This is a genomic window from Salmonella sp. 741265050_HSA, assembly GCF_046569445.1.
Taxonomy (GTDB): domain Bacteria; phylum Pseudomonadota; class Gammaproteobacteria; order Enterobacterales; family Enterobacteriaceae; genus Salmonella; species Salmonella enterica.
Genome location: NZ_JBKFSV010000001.1, coordinates 776,528 through 792,613 on the forward strand (window position 1 = coordinate 776,528; position 16,086 = coordinate 792,613).

General features: G+C 50.0%; 19 protein-coding genes. 10 read left to right on the forward strand and 9 right to left on the reverse strand.

The annotated features are described in order from the left end of the window. Positions 1-7: 7 nt before the first annotated feature. From ACLD4F_RS03820 to ACLD4F_RS03830, 3 genes are all read left to right on the forward strand, one after another. Entirely contained in the window at positions 8-511 is a 504-nt protein-coding gene (locus ACLD4F_RS03820) for a ferritin-like domain-containing protein (protein WP_001022826.1), read from the forward strand. A 73-nt stretch (positions 512-584) separates the two neighbouring features. Further along, on the forward strand, positions 585-1,091 hold the full coding sequence (locus ACLD4F_RS03825; RefSeq protein WP_001109977.1) for a ferritin-like domain-containing protein: 507 nt from the start codon (positions 585-587) through the stop codon (positions 1,089-1,091). A gap of 19 nt (positions 1,092-1,110) precedes the next feature. Then, positions 1,111-1,989 (forward strand): manganese catalase family protein, encoded by an 879-nt coding sequence (locus ACLD4F_RS03830; RefSeq protein WP_109190241.1) that lies wholly within the window; start codon positions 1,111-1,113, stop codon positions 1,987-1,989. Positions 1,990-2,070: 81 nt separating this feature from the next. On the opposite strand, the gene ompW is transcribed toward ACLD4F_RS03830, so the two are convergent. Next, the gene (gene ompW / locus ACLD4F_RS03835) at positions 2,071-2,709 is read right to left on the reverse strand and encodes an outer membrane protein OmpW (RefSeq protein ID WP_000714798.1); all 639 of its coding nucleotides are present in this window, start codon (positions 2,707-2,709) and stop codon (positions 2,071-2,073) included. A 336-nt stretch (positions 2,710-3,045) separates the two neighbouring features. Here ompW and ACLD4F_RS03840 point away from each other — a divergent pair, with 336 nt between their 5' ends. From ACLD4F_RS03840 to yciA, 4 genes are all read left to right on the forward strand, one after another. Continuing rightward, a complete protein-coding gene (locus ACLD4F_RS03840; protein ID WP_076726667.1) occupies positions 3,046-3,450 on the forward strand; it encodes a YkgJ family cysteine cluster protein in 405 nt (134 codons plus the stop codon). Between the two features lie 25 nt (positions 3,451-3,475). Continuing rightward, positions 3,476-4,219 carry a YciC family protein gene (locus ACLD4F_RS03845; protein WP_000028507.1) on the forward strand — a complete coding sequence of 248 codons (744 nt, stop codon included), beginning with the start codon at positions 3,476-3,478 and terminating at the stop codon, positions 4,217-4,219. A gap of 56 nt (positions 4,220-4,275) precedes the next feature. Continuing rightward, complete coding sequence (locus tag ACLD4F_RS03850; RefSeq protein WP_000808682.1) at positions 4,276-4,815, forward strand: septation protein A; 540 nt, start codon at positions 4,276-4,278, stop codon at positions 4,813-4,815. 160 nt (positions 4,816-4,975) lie between these two features. After that, positions 4,976-5,377: an acyl-CoA thioester hydrolase YciA gene (gene yciA / locus ACLD4F_RS03855; protein ID WP_000210317.1), complete on the forward strand. Its 402-nt coding sequence runs from the start codon at positions 4,976-4,978 to the stop codon at positions 5,375-5,377. A 59-nt stretch (positions 5,378-5,436) separates the two neighbouring features. On the opposite strand, the gene tonB is transcribed toward yciA, so the two are convergent. Further along, on the reverse strand, positions 5,437-6,159 hold the full coding sequence (tonB, locus tag ACLD4F_RS03860) for a TonB system transport protein TonB (RefSeq protein WP_001517937.1): 723 nt from the start codon (positions 6,157-6,159) through the stop codon (positions 5,437-5,439). 223 nt (positions 6,160-6,382) lie between these two features. Here tonB and ACLD4F_RS03865 point away from each other — a divergent pair, with 223 nt between their 5' ends. Beyond that, entirely contained in the window at positions 6,383-6,679 is a 297-nt protein-coding gene (locus ACLD4F_RS03865; RefSeq protein WP_000967605.1) for a YciI family protein, read from the forward strand. A 43-nt stretch (positions 6,680-6,722) separates the two neighbouring features. Here ACLD4F_RS03865 and ACLD4F_RS03870 read toward each other — a convergent pair whose 3' ends face one another. Beyond that, positions 6,723-6,896, reverse strand: coding sequence for a YciY family protein (locus ACLD4F_RS03870; protein WP_001531561.1), 174 nt, complete (start codon positions 6,894-6,896; stop codon positions 6,723-6,725). A 142-nt stretch (positions 6,897-7,038) separates the two neighbouring features. Here ACLD4F_RS03870 and cls point away from each other — a divergent pair, with 142 nt between their 5' ends. Further along, positions 7,039-8,499 carry a cardiolipin synthase gene (gene cls, locus ACLD4F_RS03875; RefSeq protein ID WP_000206886.1) on the forward strand — a complete coding sequence of 487 codons (1,461 nt, stop codon included), beginning with the start codon at positions 7,039-7,041 and terminating at the stop codon, positions 8,497-8,499. Between the two features lie 33 nt (positions 8,500-8,532). Beyond that, entirely contained in the window at positions 8,533-8,862 is a 330-nt protein-coding gene (locus ACLD4F_RS03880) for an HI1450 family dsDNA-mimic protein (RefSeq protein ID WP_000425070.1), read from the forward strand. Between the two features lie 47 nt (positions 8,863-8,909). On the opposite strand, the gene ACLD4F_RS03885 is transcribed toward ACLD4F_RS03880, so the two are convergent. The 6 genes from ACLD4F_RS03885 to oppA all read right to left on the reverse strand — a co-directional run bounded on the left by ACLD4F_RS03885 (position 8,910) and on the right by oppA (position 15,411). Then, complete coding sequence (locus tag ACLD4F_RS03885; protein WP_023244790.1) at positions 8,910-9,746, reverse strand: ion transporter; 837 nt, start codon at positions 9,744-9,746, stop codon at positions 8,910-8,912. Positions 9,747-9,793: 47 nt separating this feature from the next. After that, positions 9,794-10,798, reverse strand: coding sequence for a murein tripeptide/oligopeptide ABC transporter ATP-binding protein OppF (gene oppF / locus ACLD4F_RS03890; RefSeq protein ID WP_000994696.1), 1,005 nt, complete (start codon positions 10,796-10,798; stop codon positions 9,794-9,796). Continuing rightward, complete coding sequence (locus ACLD4F_RS03895) at positions 10,795-11,802, reverse strand: ABC transporter ATP-binding protein (protein WP_000058857.1); 1,008 nt, start codon at positions 11,800-11,802, stop codon at positions 10,795-10,797. The genes oppF and ACLD4F_RS03895 overlap by 4 nt, the downstream gene beginning before the upstream one ends. An 11-nt stretch (positions 11,803-11,813) precedes the next feature. Further along, a complete protein-coding gene (oppC, locus tag ACLD4F_RS03900; RefSeq protein WP_000979653.1) occupies positions 11,814-12,722 on the reverse strand; it encodes an oligopeptide ABC transporter permease OppC in 909 nt (302 codons plus the stop codon). A 14-nt stretch (positions 12,723-12,736) separates the two neighbouring features. Next, entirely contained in the window at positions 12,737-13,657 is a 921-nt protein-coding gene (gene oppB, locus ACLD4F_RS03905) for an oligopeptide ABC transporter permease OppB (RefSeq protein ID WP_000911097.1), read from the reverse strand. A gap of 122 nt (positions 13,658-13,779) precedes the next feature. After that, positions 13,780-15,411 carry an oligopeptide ABC transporter substrate-binding protein OppA gene (gene oppA, locus ACLD4F_RS03910; RefSeq protein ID WP_001527794.1) on the reverse strand — a complete coding sequence of 544 codons (1,632 nt, stop codon included), beginning with the start codon at positions 15,409-15,411 and terminating at the stop codon, positions 13,780-13,782. Positions 15,412-16,086: the final 675 nt, after the last annotated feature.

Below are 16,086 nucleotides of genomic sequence, written 5' to 3' on the forward strand. Positions count from 1 at the left end.
TAGATTTATGAATATCAAAACCGTTGAAGACCTTTTTATCCATCTACTTTCAGATACCTATAGTGCAGAAAAACAATTAACCAAGGCTCTTTCTAAACTAGCCAGAGCCACGTCCAATGAAAAATTAAGCCAGGCCTTTCAATCTCATCTTGAAGAAACCCAGGGTCAGATTGAACGTATTGATCAGATCGTCGAATCTGAATCTGGCATTAAACTGAAAAGAATGAAATGCGTCGCTATGGAAGGGCTGATCGAAGAAGCCAATGAAGTCATCGAAAGTACGGAGAAAAACGAAGTACGCGATGCAGCGCTTATCGCCGCGGCGCAAAAAGTCGAGCATTACGAAATCGCCAGCTACGGCACGCTAGCCACCCTGGCCGAGCAGCTCGGCTATAGCAAAGCATTAAAACTGCTCAAAGAAACCCTCGACGAGGAAAAACAAACTGATTTAAAACTTACCGATTTAGCAGTCAGCAATGTTAATAAAAGTGCTGAACGCAAATCGAAATAATATTCTTAATTATCAGCTTGCATGATTCCGATTTTATTATCGGAGCAGATTATCACGCATTGAGGAATTTAAAATGAATTATACTGAACATTATCATGACTGGCTTCGTGACGCCCATGCCATGGAAAAACAGGCAGAATCGATGCTTGAATCTATGGCCAGCCGTATTGAAAATTATCCTGATATAAAAGCCAGAATTGAACAACATATTAGTGAAACCAAACATCAAATTACCATGCTCGAAGAAGTATTGGACCGTAATGGCATTTCTCGTTCGGTGTTGAAAGACTCCATGAGTAAAATGGCAGCAATGGGGCAATCTATCGGTGGCATGTTCCCTTCCGATGAAATTGTCAAAGGCTCCATTAGCGGTTATGTTTTCGAGCAGTTCGAAATTGCTTGTTATACCTCCCTGCTGGCGGCGGCAAAAAAAGCTGGTGACACGGCCTCAATTCCGACGATTGAAGCCATTCTGAAAGAAGAAATGCAAATGGCTGACTGGCTTATCAAACATATTCCGCAGACAACGGAACAATTTTTACTGCGATCTGAAGCAGATGGCGTTGAAGCCAAAAAATAAATAATAAGCAGGAGGCAATATGTTTCGACACGTAAAACAACTTCAATATACTGTGCGAGTGAGCGAACCTAATCCTGGATTAGCGAACCTGCTGCTGGAACAGTTTGGCGGCCCGCAGGGCGAACTGGCGGCCGCCTGCCGCTACTTCACGCAAGGTTTAAGCGATGATGATGCCGGTCGTAAAGAGATGTTAATGGACATCGCCACCGAGGAGCTGAGTCATCTGGAAATTATCGGCTCACTGGTAGGAATGCTTAATAAAGGCGCTAAAGGCGAGCTGGCGGAAGGCACCGAAAGCGAAGCGGAACTTTATCGCTCGCTGACGCAGAATGGTAATGACAGCCATATCACCTCTCTGCTGTATGGCGGCGGCCCTGCGTTGACAAACTCCGGCGGCGTACCGTGGACCGCGGCTTATATTGATACTATCGGCGAAGTCACAGCCGATCTACGCTCAAACATCGCGGCAGAGGCGCGAGCGAAGATTATTTATGAACGCCTGATTAACCTAACCGACGATCCTGGCGTAAAAGACACGCTCAGTTTCTTAATGACCCGTGAAGTCGCGCACCAGCTCTCTTTTGAAAAAGCTCTGTATTCGATTCGTAACAACTTCCCGCCGGGTAAATTACCGCCGGTAGAACAGTATACCGACGTGTATTACAACATGTCGCAAGGCGACGATCCGCGAGGTAGCTGGAATAGTGATGAGAACTTCAACTATGTCGCAGAACCGATGCCTGCTGTTGATGGCGGCGATGGCCTGGCGACAGTGAAATTGCCGCGTGAGCAGTTGGCGCTGCTCAAAGCGATGGCAGAAAGAACGAAATCGGACCCCACCGTTGATCCTCTCACTGGCGCAGAACTAGGCTGCGGCGAACCGAAAGAAGACAAGTGAGTTCCGACAAGTAAAATCCGTGTGTCATGTCCTTTTTTGACCCCGCCTGGCGGGGTCTTTTTTCGTCACAACATCACGCGATTAGAAACGATAGCCTGCCGAGAACATAAATACCCATGGGTCCAGACGCACGCTGTCATGCTGCTGCACGCCGCCCATTTTATAATTGGCGGTAGTATCAATATCCATGTACCAGACAGAGGCGCCAATTAACCAGTCGCGGTTAATCAGGTAATCTACCCCAACTTGCCCTGCCGCGCCCCAGGAATCCTTAAAGCTCAGATCGGACAGCCCGGTCTTTTTACCATTATCGTTAAAGTCGTTATCGAAGAAGGTGGTGTAGTTCACCCCCACGCCGACATAAGGACGCACTTTGCTGCTGGAATCGCCGAAGTACCACTGCGCCATTAACGTTGGCGGTAACAGGTGGACCGTGGCGATATCACCCGTCGCGCCCGTACCCACCTTATGGCGGAACGGCGTGGCCGCCAGCAATTCAACCCCGATATTGTCCGTCGCCATGTAAGTGAATGTCAGGCCGAGTTGCGTGTTATTACTCACATCAAACCCGTTTAAATGCCCCAGCGTACCACCCGCCCCTTCTGTAGGTCTGACGGTTGCCGGACCTGCACGCATAAAGAATTCTCCGGCTTCGTGCGCGAACGCGCTGCCTGAGAGAAGAGTTGTTAACGCCAGTGCCGCCACTGTAAATTTTTTCATACCCGCTCCATCGTTATGGTTATAAAAGCGTGATGAATATACCCACAATGAAGTAATAAGTGATCTAACACAGATCACATTTGTTCTTATAATTTAACATTTATTGATCCAGATTAATTTAGAACTTGTATTGCAAATCCTGGTTATAGGAATTCAGATCAATTTTGACATATTCACGCTATGCAAATATTTGTCTGCTCCTGTTGCCCTGGCGATAAAGGCTGGCTAAGGTAATCAATGTCCCGCAATGGCGCGTGGCGTTAAGATTCGCGAACACTGCGGGACAGCTTAATTTCCGTTGTAATCTATTGATACGTGAGTTTTTGCAGGTGAATCATGAGCGTTCTTAACCCATGCATGACATGCGGTGCCTGTTGTGCCTATTTTCGTGTCTCCTTTTATTGGGCTGAAGGCGACGATGCCAGCGGACGCGTTCCGGCATCATTAACCGAGCCTGTTCCCCCTTTTTTACGTTGTATGGCCGGTACAAACCAAAAACAGCCGCACTGTAAAGCGCTAATTGGCACGCCGGGTGAAAACGTCAGTTGCGCTATTTATGAAAACCGCCCTTCAACCTGTCGCGAATTTTCGATATCGGGCGAAGGAGGCGAAGTGAATGAGGCGTGCAATCGCGCCCGCGCGCGATACGGATTACCGCCGCTTTACAAAGATATGCTTTTCCATACAACTGCTGATGCTGCCACTGTAGAGTTATCCAGGGTACAATTGCCCGCAAATTAACACCTGCAAAACTCAAGGAGAGTGCATGTCTATCACGGCGAAGTCCGTTTACCGTGACGCCGGAAATTTTTTCCGAAATCAATTTATTACTATCTTGCTGGTTTCGTTGCTGTGCGCATTTATCACGGTGGTCTTAGGTCATGCCTTTTCACCCAGCGATGCGCAAATCGCGCAACTCAGTGAAGGAGAACATCTGGCAGGCAGCGCAGGCCTGTTTGAGCTGGTACAAAATATGACGCCGGAGCAGCAGCAGATCCTGTTGCGCGCCTCTGCCGCCTCGACGTTTTCCGGGCTTATCGGCAACGCTATTCTGGCCGGCGGTATCATCCTGATGATTCAGTTAGTTTCAGCGGGACATCGGGTTAGCGCGCTGCGCGCTATTGGCGCCAGCGCCCCTGCATTGCCTAAACTGTTTATTCTCATTTTTCTGACTACCCTGTTAGTGCAAATCGGTATAATGCTGATTGTCGTTCCGGGGATTATTATGGCCATTGTGCTGGCGCTTGCGCCAGTGATGTTGGTTGAAGAGAAAATGGGCGTGTTTGCCGCAATGCGCAGCAGTATGCGTTTAGCCTGGGCTAACATGAGACTGGTCGCGCCTGCGGTGATAGGCTGGTTACTGGCTAAAACATTGCTATTGCTGTTCGCGCCCAGCTTCGCTGTACTGACCCCAAATGTAGGCGCTGTACTGGCGAATACGTTGAGCAATCTGATTTCCGCAGTATTGCTTATCTACTTATTCCGCCTGTATATGTTGATTCGCCAATAATCCGCAATGCGCCGTTACGCGGCGCATTCGACGCTCGTTGATGATGGAATCGAAGAATGAAGCAGTTTCTGGATTTTTTACCGCTGGTTGTCTTTTTTGCGTTTTATAAACTTTATGACATCTATGCGGCGACCTCCGCACTGATTGTCGCGACGGCAATCGTGCTGATTTATAGCTGGGTGCGCTATCGGAAAATAGAGAAGATGGCGCTGATTACCTTTGTTCTGGTTGCCGTCTTCGGCGGTCTGACGCTCTTCTTCCATAACGATGAATTTATTAAATGGAAGGTGACGGTTATTTATGCGCTGTTCGCCGGCGCGCTGTTAATAAGCCAGTGGGTGATGAAAAAACCGTTAATCCAACGTATGTTAGGTAAAGAACTGGCGTTGCCGCAGCAGGTCTGGTCAAAGCTGAACCTGGCGTGGGCGCTGTTTTTTATTGCGTGCGGTCTGGCTAACATTTATATCGCCTTCTGGTTGCCGCAAAATATTTGGGTCAACTTTAAGGTCTTTGGACTCACGGCGCTGACGCTCATTTTTACCCTGCTGAGCGGCGTCTATATCTACCGGCATCTGCCACAGGAAGATAAATCATAACCCTCCCGTGACTTATCATCGCCAGACTGCGAACGCCTGGCGATATTTTCTCCACCTTTACGCCCTGCGCTTTCCCGTCAGTACCTTTATTCCCTCTATTCTCCACACAAAATTCATAGTAGCATCGCGGCTGTAATTTTTTCTGATAGTCGGTTTTACAATGACAACAATGGATAATACTCCTCAGGGCGAGCTGGTTTTACGTACATTGGCCATGCCTGCCGATACCAATGCGAACGGCGATATTTTTGGCGGCTGGCTGATGTCGCAAATGGATATTGGCGGCGCGATACTGGCCAAAGAGATCGCGCACGGTCGGGTTGTAACCGTACGCGTGGAAGGAATGACATTTCTGCGCCCCGTCGCGGTTGGCGATGTCGTATGCTGCTACGCGCGCTGCGTTAAACGCGGTACGACGTCTATTAGCATCAATATTGAAGTCTGGGTGAAAAAAGTCGCGTCAGAACCGATTGGACAGCGCTACAAGGCCACCGAGGCGCTGTTTATTTATGTTGCCGTCGATCCGGACGGTAAACCTCGCCCGCTCCCGGTTCAGGGTTAAGTATACCCGCTTACGCCGCCAGCAGGTGATGGTATATTCCTGGCTGGCGGCGCCAGAGATTACTCAATCTGCGCCGTACCGTTCAGACGGAAGATAATATTGACCACCAGCCCGGAACCCGGCTTGCCTGCTTCATAGCGCCATTTGCGCATCGCATTCTTAACTTCACGCTCAAACATATTGGCTGGCTGCGCGGACAGAATCTGTACATTTTCCACTCGCCCAGCAGAGGTCACGTCAAACTTCACCTTTACGCGGCCTTCAATACGTAACGCCTGTGCTCGCGCCGGATACTGCGGCTGGTTACGGCTCAGAGCGCGAGGTCCAGTGGGCACGCTCACCGCCGGCTTGCTGGTCGCCGACGCGGTGCTGCTTGTTGGCCGCGCCGGGGCGCTATTTTCAAACGGTGAGGCAGGACGCGGCGCGGCCGGTTTGACTTCGCGCTTCGGCTGCTCTTCAACCTTTTTCACCGGTTTCGGTTTTGGCTTGGGTTTTGGCTTAGGTTTGGGTTTCTCAATCACCACGGGCGCTTCTTTAGGCGGTTCAGGGATCGGCTCTGGCTCCGGTTCGGGTTCAACCACCGGCTCCGGCGGCGGCTGAACCGCCTGGGGCGGCTCCAGGTCAGCGGGTGAAACCATTGTCACCGTGATAGGCTGCGCTGGCGCAGGCAATTCAATAACCTGATGTACCGAGGTATAGAGCAAACCTGCCACTACAGCACCATGAATGCCTACGGAAAGGAGTGTCGGCCAGGGAAAGCGACGAGGTAAATCAAGGGTCATTGAAGTCATAATCGTTTCAGTTGAAAAACCAGAGCTGAATTTTAAATGCAAATAGCAATCATATTCAATAAGGCATTGCCGATAGCGGCATTTAAAAGATGATATCGCGCAAAAATACCACACAAAATGTGCATGTTTAACAAAGTCGGTATCTTTACATTGCAGTTAAATGCCCTTTCCAATAACGTAATCAGCAACTTTTACCGATTAAGGAGCTCTACCCGTGCTGTATGTTATTTACGCTCAGGATAATGCCAACTCGCTTGAAAAACGCCTCTCGGTACGGCCCGCGCATCTGGCGCGCCTGCAACTTCTGCATGATGAAGGGCGATTATTAACTGCCGGGCCGATGCCCGCAGTGGACAGTAACGATCCTGGGGTAGCCGGATTTACCGGGTCAACGGTGATTGCTGAATTTGAATCTTTAGAAGCGGCGCAATCCTGGGCTGATGCGGACCCCTACGTCGCAGCGGGCGTCTATGCGCAGGTTTCGGTCAAACCGTATAAGAAGATCTTTTGAAAAGGATGGCCTGTTGGGCACCGCATACGGTGCCCTTTCTGGCTCACACACCGTGAATCGCAAAGAGTAATGAATTACGCTGGCGATTAAAGATGCATTTCCTGATGGTATGGATACGCATATTACGGCGTGATTGCCCTTCAAGCCAACGCGCTTTACGGCGGCTCGCCTGACGTAGCATTCGCCAGCGCCCCACTTCCGTTCTACTACGCTTCATGTTTACGACTCTCACTGTAACAGAAGCGCCATTATACCCCCTCGCCGGATGCAGACCAGCGCTTTTCCCGTGTTTTTATTTGCCATGTGAATCCTGACGCGTAAACTCTTAACAACACGCTTTCTAAAGGATTTTTAAAGTTATGACAACCTTCTACACCGTGGTGAGTTGGCTGGTCATTTTGGGATACTGGGTTCTCATTGCCGGCGTCACATTACGTATTCTAATGAAACGGCGCGCAGTTCCCTCCGCAATGGCCTGGTTGTTAATCATCTATATCCTTCCGCTGGTCGGGATCATCGCCTATTTGTCCGTGGGCGAATTGCATTTAGGCAAACGTCGCGCCGAGCGTGCCCGCGCCATGTGGCCGTCTACTGCCAAATGGTTGAATGACCTCAAAGCCTGCAAACACATTTTCGCGCAAGAAAACAGTAGCGTCGCATCGTCCTTGTTTAAGCTGTGCGAACGACGTCAGGGAATTGCGGGCGTCAAAGGTAACCAGTTGCAATTGCTTACCGACTCCGATGATGTCATGCAGGCGCTTATTCGCGATATCCAACTGGCGCGGCATAATATCGAAATGGTGTTTTACATCTGGCAGCCAGGCGGCATGGCGGATCAGGTCGCTGAATCGTTAATGGCCGCCGCCCGCCGCGGCATCCACTGCCGGCTTATGCTGGATTCCGCGGGTAGCGTCGCTTTCTTCCGCAGCCCCTGGGCGGCCATGATGCGTAACGCTGGCATTGAAGTCGTAGAGGCGCTGAAGGTGAATCTGATGCGCGTCTTTTTACGCCGTATGGATCTTCGCCAGCACCGTAAAATGGTGATGATTGACAATTACATCGCCTATACCGGCAGTATGAATATGGTGGACCCGCGTTTTTTCAAACAGGATGCCGGCGTTGGGCAATGGGTCGATTTGATGGCGCGGATGGAGGGCCCCGTGGCGACAGCAATGGGGATTGTTTACTCCTGCGATTGGGAAATCGAGACGGGTAAACGCATTCTGCCTCCCCCGCCGGATGTGAATATTATGCCGTTTGAGCAGGCCAGCGGGCATACCATTCATACCATTGCTTCCGGTCCTGGTTTTCCGGAAGACCTCATTCACCAGGCACTATTAACCGCCACCTATGCTGCGCGCGAATATTTAATTATGACCACGCCATATTTCGTCCCCAGCGACGATCTGCTGCACGCTATTTGTACCGCTGCGCAGCGCGGCGTGGATGTCAGTATTATCCTGCCCCGTAAAAATGATTCACTGCTCGTCGGCTGGGCCAGTCGCGCCTTTTTCAGCGAGTTACTGGCGGCGGGCGTGAAAATCTATCAGTTCGAAGGCGGGCTGTTGCATACCAAAAGCGTGCTGGTCGATGGCGAACTGAGCCTGGTCGGTACCGTGAATCTCGACATGCGTAGCCTGTGGCTTAATTTCGAGATTACGCTGGTCATTGATGATACGGGTTTCGGCGCCGATCTGGCTGCGGTACAGGACGATTATATTTCGCGCTCCCGCCTGTTAGATGCGCGTTTGTGGGTAAAACGTCCGTTATGGCAGCGTATTACCGAGCGATTGTTTTACTTCTTTAGTCCATTGCTGTAAAACGTGACCAACATGAGTAAACAGGTAGTCACTATGGAAATGGATCTGAACAATCGCCTGACTGAAGACGAAACGCTTGAGCAGGCTTACGATATTTTTCTTGAGCTGGCGGCGGATAATCTTGATCCGGCTGATATCATTCTGTTCAATTTGCAATTCGAGGAGCGCGGCGGCGCGGAGTTGTTTGATCCCGCAGAAGACTGGCAAGAGCACGTTGATTTTGACCTGAATCCAGACTTTTTTGCCGAGGTGGTGATTGGCCTGGCGGATACCGAAGACGGCGAAATTAACGACATTTTCGCCCGCGTTCTGCTGTGCCGGGAAAAGGACCACAAGCTGTGCCATATTCTCTGGCGCGAATAAGCGGTTCAGGCCGGATGGCGTTTGATTGCGCCCTCCGGCAAGCCTGTTTAATCCGGTAGCTTACTGCCGCATCGGTTACAATATTGCGCGCTATGTTCATGCTGGCTTTGCTGGCACTGCGGACATTTTCGCTGCCAGTGACGTTTTTGAAACGCGCTGCTCATGTGCGTGGTAATCAGTCCTGTAGGAATCGCAATCACCGAATAACCAATCAAAATAAGCACCGACGCGACAATACGTCCCAGCGGCGTATGCGGCGTAATATCACCGTACCCCACGGTTGTGACTGTCACTATCGCCCAATACACCGAGGCATTAAGCGTCGTGAAGCCATATTTCGGTCCTTCAATAAGATACATCAGGGCACCGAAAATAATCATCACGATCGCAATAAATGAATAGAACAGAATAAGCTGATGACGCGCGCTAATAATGGCGCTCCAGAATACCCGCAGGGATGGCATAAAGCGTAGCAGTTTAAGAATACGCAGCACGCGAATCGCTCGCATAGCGCGCCAGGCAAACATATAGTTCAGGCTAATTTCCGGCCACAGCCACATGACGTACAGCGGCAAAATCGTCACCAGATCAATAAATCCCCAGAAACTAAAAACGTATTTTGCCGGGTCGGGCCAGCTAAACAGTCTGAGCAAGTATTCACCGGTAAATATCAGGGTAACGCAGAGCTCCAGCCAGACAAAAATATGCCATTCATCAAATGTCAGGTGATATTCCGTTCCTACGCCTGATTCAACAAAAATGACCAATACGCTAAGCAGCGCAAACAGCGCGCATAACCCTTCAAAACGGCGACCTGAGCGCGTAGTCAAATCGAACAGATTATGATAAAGACGACGGCGAACCGACGACAAAGAAAGTGACACGGTAACCTCACCTAAAAGAAGGGCTGACGAATTGTCAGCCCTTGCGATTATAACGGGTCTACTTTAAGGCAGGAAACGGCATGGCGAAAACTCCCTTCCAGCACCGGTCGCGTTTGCGCGCATTCTGGCCCGGCTATCGGACAGCGTGTACGGAACACGCAGCCGGAAGGCGGGTTAATGGGCGAAGGTAATTCGCCCTCCAGCAATTGTATCTTCTTATTTCGCTCCAGATCGGGATCGGGAATCGGTACCGCCGACATCAGCGCTTTGGTATAAGGATGCAGTGGATTATGGTACACCTCATCATAGGTGCCCAATTCTACTGCATGACCGAGATACATCACCAGGACACGATCGGATATGTGCTTTACGACCGCCAGGTCGTGCGCAATAAAAATCAACGACAGCCCCATCTCTCGCTGTAACTGCTGGAGCAAATTCACCACCTGCGCCTGAATAGAAACGTCCAGCGCCGACACCGGCTCATCGCAAATAATGAGCTTAGGTTCCAGGATCAACGCCCGGGCGATACCGATACGCTGGCACTGCCCCCCGGAAAATTCATGGGGATAACGGTTGATGAGGTTCGGCAGCAGGCCCACTTTCAGCATCATGGCTTTCACGCGGTCACGCACGTCCTGGCGCGAAAGCTTAGGATGATAAGTGCGCAGCGGTTCAGCGATAATTTCGCCAATCGTCATTCGCGGGTTGAGTGACGCCAGCGGGTCCTGAAAAATCATCTGGATATCGCTGCGCACCTCGCGCCACTCATCCGCTTTCATGCCCAGCAGATCTTTTCCCAGCCAGGCGACTTTACCGTCTGTCGCCTTCACCAGACCAATAATGGCGCGCGCAAACGTCGACTTGCCGCAGCCGGATTCCCCCACCACGCCCAGCGTTTCGCCTTCATACAGGCGTAGCGTAACGCCGTCCACCGCTTTCAGGGTTTTCGGCGGTTGCCAGAACCACTGCTTCCCTTCTTTGATATCAAAATGTACTTTCAGATCGGCGATTTCGAGGAGAACTTTACGTTGTTCAATCACAGCATTCATAGCAGTTCCTCCACCGGTTTAAAGCAGGCGCGCAATCGACCAGGACTGAACGCTTCAAGTGGCGGCGCATTATTGCAGATCTCCATCGCATGAGGACAACGCGGCTGGAACGGACAACCTTTAGGCAAACGCAATAAATTGGGAGGATTGCCCGGAATCGTCAGCATTTCCGCCCCCTCGCTATCCAGACGCGGCACCGCATTAAGCAGGCCTATCGAATACGGATGAACGGGCTGATAAAAGACATCGCGCGCCTTACCGTATTCCATGGTACGCCCGGCATACATTACCAGGACCTTATCGCAAATACCCGCGACCACGCCCAGATCGTGGGTAATCATGATAATGGCGGTATTAAATTCGCGCTTTAGCTCATTAAGCAAGGTCATAATCTGCGCCTGCACGGTAACATCAAGCGCGGTGGTAGGCTCATCGGCAATAAGCAGTTTCGGCCTGCACAACAGCGCCATCGCAATCATCACACGTTGACGCATTCCGCCGGAAAATTCGTGCGGGTACATTTTCATCCGTTTGCGCGCTTCCGGCATTTTTACGGCATCCAGCATTCTGACGGACTCTTCAAAAGCTTCCGCTTTGCTCATTCCTTTATGCAGCATCAGGACTTCCATTAACTGCTCCCCAACGCGCATATAAGGATTTAGCGAGGTCATCGGGTCCTGAAAAATCATCGAAATCTGTTCTGCGCGCAGCGTATTCAGTTCGCGCTCAGGTAGATTAAGAATTTCACGTCCGTTGAAGGTCGCAGAACCGCCGATTCGGCCATTCGTCGCCAGCAATCCCATTAATGCGAACGCCGTTTGCGATTTCCCCGATCCAGACTCGCCAACAATACCTAACGTTTCTCCCGCGCGAAGCGTAAAGTTCAGATCGTTGACCGCCGTCACATCGCCATCAGGCGTAGCGAACGTAACACGAAGATCGTTTACCTCCAGCAGTACATTCGCCGGTTGCGGCGCCTGAGTTGCGGTTTCTGATAAGCTCATGGCTGTACTCCTTAACGATCTTTCGGGTCGAGGGCATCACGCAGGCCATCGCCAATAAAGTTAAAACAGAATAACGTCACCACGAGAAAGCCAGCCGGAAACAGCAGCAGCCACGGTGAGACTTCCATTGAATTTGCGCCATCGCTCAACAACGCTCCCCAACTGCTTAACGGTTCCTGCGTCCCAAGCCCCAGGAAACTGAGGAAAGACTCAAACAGAATCATGCTGGGCACCAGCAACGATGCATACACTACCACTACGCCCAGGACGTTAGGCACAATATGGCGGATCACAATGCTGGCGGTCGACACACCACCCACCTGCGCGGCTTCGATGAACTCTTTACGTTTAAGACTTAGGGTTTGGCCACGCACGATACGCGCCATATCAAGCCAGGAGACCATGCCGATGGCGACAAAAATCAACAGAATGTTCTGCCCAAAAAACGTCACCAGCAAAATCACAAAGAACATAAACGGGAACGAGTTGAGGATCTCCAACAAACGCATCATCACAGAATCAATTTTGCCGCCCAGATAGCCGGACAGCGAGCCATACAGCGTTCCGACAATGACCGCCACCAGCGCGGCGGCAATCCCGACCATCAATGAGATACGCCCGCCGATGGCAACGCGCACCAACAGATCGCGTCCGGAAGAGTCAGTGCCGAAATAGTGGCCGGACGCCATATCCGGCGCGCTGGACATCATGCCCCAGTCGGTATCGAAATAGGTAAATTGCGACAGCATAGGCGCCACTGTCACGAACAGGGCTATCAGAAACAGGACAATAAGACTGGCCACCGCCGCACGGTTATGCATAAAGCGCCGACGGGCATCTTGCCAAAGGCTGCGACCTTCCACCTCCAGCTTTTCACTGAAATTTTCCAGCGTCTCGCTGTTTTTCTTACTTAACATCATCGCGAGCTCCAGTATCAATAGCGAATTTTCGGGTCGATAACGGCATAGAGCACATCGACAATGGCGTTAAACAATATGGTCAGCGCCCCGACTAAAATGGTCAAACTTAACACCAGCGAGTAATCACGGTTGAGCGCGCCATTAACGAAAAGCTGCCCAATGCCCGGTAAGCCATAAATAGTTTCAATCACCATTGAGCCGGTAATAATGCCGACAAAGGCTGGCCCCATATAGGATAAAACCGGCAGCAGCGCAGGTTTTAACGCATGGCGGAAGATGATTCTACGCATCGGTAATCCTTTTGCCCGCGCGGTACGAATAAAGTTCGAATGCAGAACTTCAATCATTGAGCCGCGCGTAATACGAGCGATGCTGGCAATATAGGCCAGTGAAAGCGCGACCATCGGCAGGATCATAAATTTTAACGCCCCGCCGTTCCAGCCGCCGCCAGGCAGCCATTGCAAGGTTATCGCAAAGACCATCACCAGTAGCGGCGCTACCACAAAACTGGGGATAACGACGCCGGTCATGGCAAATCCCATCACCGTATAATCCCATCGCGTATTTTGCTTTAGCGCGGCAATCACGCCAGCGCTGACACCAATAATGACCGCCAGCAAAAAAGCGGCGGCGCCAAGTTTCGCCGAAACGGGGAAGCTGGCGGCAACCAGATCGTTGACCGTGTAATCTTTGTATTTAAACGATGGTCCAAAATCGCCATGCGCCAGCTGCTTCAGGTAGCTGAAGTACTGCGTCATGATAGGATCGTTCAGATGATATTTTGCTTCAATATTGGCCAGCACTTCCGGCGGCAATGCGCGCTCGCCGGTAAAAGGACTCCCCGGCGCGAGGCGCATCATAAAGAAAGAGATGGTAATAAGAATAAACAGCGTCGGAATCGCTTCCAGACAGCGGCGTAAAATAAATTTCAACATTGCCCGTACCTTCTGGCCTGTGCCTTTACTTCCCGGACGTGACAAACAGATCCGCCAGGGAACGTTATAGTGCGATGAAAAAAGACACCATGGGACAACCGCAGTTGTCCCATGTCTTGCCATTAATGTTTGATAATATATAAGTTTTTCACATAAATATTATCCAGCGGGTCTTTACCGGTATACCCACCCACCCAGGGTTTCACCAGGCGCGCGTTAACGTAGTAATACACCGGCACAATAGCCGAGTCTTTATCTAACTGCTGCTCCGCTTTAGCGTAGAGTTCGCTGCGCTGCGTATCGTCCGCCACTTTCAGCGTGTCGGCAATCAGCTTATCAAACGCCGGGCTCTTATAATGCGCGGTGTTATTTGAACTGTCGGACAACATAGTATTCAGGAATGAGGTCGGTTCATTATAATCTGCGCACCATCCGGCTCTGGCGACATCAAAGGTGCCCTGATGACGGGTATCCAGGAAGGTTTTCCATTCCTGATTCTCCAGATTCACATTGACACCCAGATTTTTCTTCCAGATAGACGCCACGGCAATGGCCAGTTTTTTATGCAGATCGGAGGTGTTATACAGCAGGTCGAATGTTAAGGGCTTATCCGCCGTAAAGCCGGCTTCAGCCAACAATTTCTTCGCTTCTTCATTACGCTTTTGCTGGGACCATTTGAACCACTCAGGCTCTACCAGTTTTGCGCCATCGGTATACGGCGGCGTGTAGCTATAAGCGGGTAAATCGCCCTGATTTTTAACCTTATTAACAATAATGTCGCGATCTAACGCCAGTTTCAGCGCGGTACGCACGCGGACATCGTTAAATGGCGCTTTTTGATTATTAATTTCGTAATAATAGGTACACAAATAAGGGTCTACGCGAACTTCATTCGGGATCTCTTTCTTCAGTTTCTGGAATAATTCGATCGGCATATTGTTATAAGTCATATCGATCTCGCCGCTGCGGTAGCGGTTGACATCCGTCACCTCCGAAGAGATAGGCAAATAAGTTACCTGATTGATGACGGTTTTGTCGTTATCCCAGTATTGCGGGTTACGCTCCAGCACGATACGTTCGTTCACCACCCAGTTTTTTAACTTATAAGCGCCGTTAGTGACAATATTGGCCGGTTGCGTCCATTTATCGCCAAATTTTTCGACCGCTGATTTCGGTACAGGAGACACTGAAGGGTGGACCAACAATTTGTAGAAATAAGGCACCGGCTCACTTAAGGTCACTTCAAAGGTGTGATCATCAAGCGCTTTTACCCCCAGATCGGTGGCGGGTTTTTTACCGGCGATAATGTCATCGATATTAGCGATATGACCGTATTGCAGATAGCTGGCGTACGGCGATGCCGTATTAGGATCGGCCAGGCGTTGCCAGCTATAAACGAAATCATGGGCGGTGACGGGCGTACCATCTGACCATTTCGCATTTTCACGTAGATGGAATGTCCAGACTTTAAAATCTTTATTTTCCCATTTTTCCGCGACGCCCGGTGAAGGATGCCCCTCGACATCACTAATTAATAAGCCTTCGAAGAGGTCACGGCTGACGTTCGATTCCGGCACGCCTTCAATTTTATGCGGGTCGAGAGACTGCACTTCTGATCCATTATTACGTACCAACGTTTGCTTGTCGGCTAACTGAACGCCGGCGGGCACGTCTGCCGCAGTCGCGGCGCTGGCGGCGATGAGCGCAGTGAGTATTCCCGCTGCAATCAAACTTTTTTTCGTGATGTTAGACATTGTGTTTGTACTCCACTCATTATAATTACTGGTTTTTACCAGCCTGTTTAATCCCGTCAGGGTTCCTGTACAGCACTGGTGGTGTACTGCCAGGTCTGTCACTGCTTTTGCTATCACCGACTTTATTTATTTTCTGACGATTCGTTCGATCGCCTTTCGTCGATTCGGTATACGACGTACCTGCCCACGTCGCATGTTATTTCTGACAACCATCTAAATGAAAATAGTTATCAACAATGTGAAATCTTCTGCAAAATGTTTGGCCGAAAAGTATCAAATGCGTTTCTGAACCGCCAATTCATTTTACAATTTTGTTAACCAATTCTCTTTTATGGAAAATTTCCTGCCCAGAAAAACAGTTAAAGAATGTTAAAAAGCTTTAATTTATTCTTTATAATCAATAATTTGAAAGAAAATCATCTCACTGTCACAGCGTAGGATATACCTGCGCCAGAAAACACACACAAATTTAACAAACGCTCATTATTTAGCACATTCATCTACGATGGAGCTGAAACAACTAATAACATTTCAATAATCCTTCATCAAGCCCCAGAGTATGGTGTGAATAAAATAACAGACCTACCGCTTTTCACGGACTCAGTAATGTTCATAATAGTTTGATTAATAAAAATAAATATCGTTAGATTATATTAGTATTTTTTATCATTAAAA

Bases quoted from the DNA above. Each gene is read 5' to 3' on its own strand.
- oppA (WP_001527794.1), bottom strand. From the start codon at position 15,411: ATGTCTAACATCACGAAAAAAAGTTTGATTGCAGCGGGAATACTCACT.
- ACLD4F_RS03870 (WP_001531561.1), bottom strand. From the start codon at position 6,896: ATGAAGCGTAGTAGAACGGAAGTGGGGCGCTGGCGAATGCTACGTCAG.
- cls (WP_000206886.1), top strand. From the start codon at position 7,039: ATGACAACCTTCTACACCGTGGTGAGTTGGCTGGTCATTTTGGGATAC.
- yciA (WP_000210317.1), top strand. From the start codon at position 4,976: ATGACAACAATGGATAATACTCCTCAGGGCGAGCTGGTTTTACGTACA.
- ACLD4F_RS03820 (WP_001022826.1), top strand. From the start codon at position 8: ATGAATATCAAAACCGTTGAAGACCTTTTTATCCATCTACTTTCAGAT.
- ACLD4F_RS03850 (WP_000808682.1), top strand. From the start codon at position 4,276: ATGAAGCAGTTTCTGGATTTTTTACCGCTGGTTGTCTTTTTTGCGTTT.
- oppC (WP_000979653.1), bottom strand. From the start codon at position 12,722: ATGATGTTAAGTAAGAAAAACAGCGAGACGCTGGAAAATTTCAGTGAA.
- ACLD4F_RS03895 (WP_000058857.1), bottom strand. From the start codon at position 11,802: ATGAGCTTATCAGAAACCGCAACTCAGGCGCCGCAACCGGCGAATGTA.
- tonB (WP_001517937.1), bottom strand. From the start codon at position 6,159: ATGACCCTTGATTTACCTCGTCGCTTTCCCTGGCCGACACTCCTTTCC.
- ACLD4F_RS03840 (WP_076726667.1), top strand. From the start codon at position 3,046: ATGAGCGTTCTTAACCCATGCATGACATGCGGTGCCTGTTGTGCCTAT.
- oppF (WP_000994696.1), bottom strand. From the start codon at position 10,798: ATGAATGCTGTGATTGAACAACGTAAAGTTCTCCTCGAAATCGCCGAT.
- oppB (WP_000911097.1), bottom strand. From the start codon at position 13,657: ATGTTGAAATTTATTTTACGCCGCTGTCTGGAAGCGATTCCGACGCTG.
- ACLD4F_RS03830 (WP_109190241.1), top strand. From the start codon at position 1,111: ATGTTTCGACACGTAAAACAACTTCAATATACTGTGCGAGTGAGCGAA.
- ompW (WP_000714798.1), bottom strand. From the start codon at position 2,709: ATGAAAAAATTTACAGTGGCGGCACTGGCGTTAACAACTCTTCTCTCA.
- ACLD4F_RS03880 (WP_000425070.1), top strand. From the start codon at position 8,533: ATGGAAATGGATCTGAACAATCGCCTGACTGAAGACGAAACGCTTGAG.
- ACLD4F_RS03825 (WP_001109977.1), top strand. From the start codon at position 585: ATGAATTATACTGAACATTATCATGACTGGCTTCGTGACGCCCATGCC.
- ACLD4F_RS03845 (WP_000028507.1), top strand. From the start codon at position 3,476: ATGTCTATCACGGCGAAGTCCGTTTACCGTGACGCCGGAAATTTTTTC.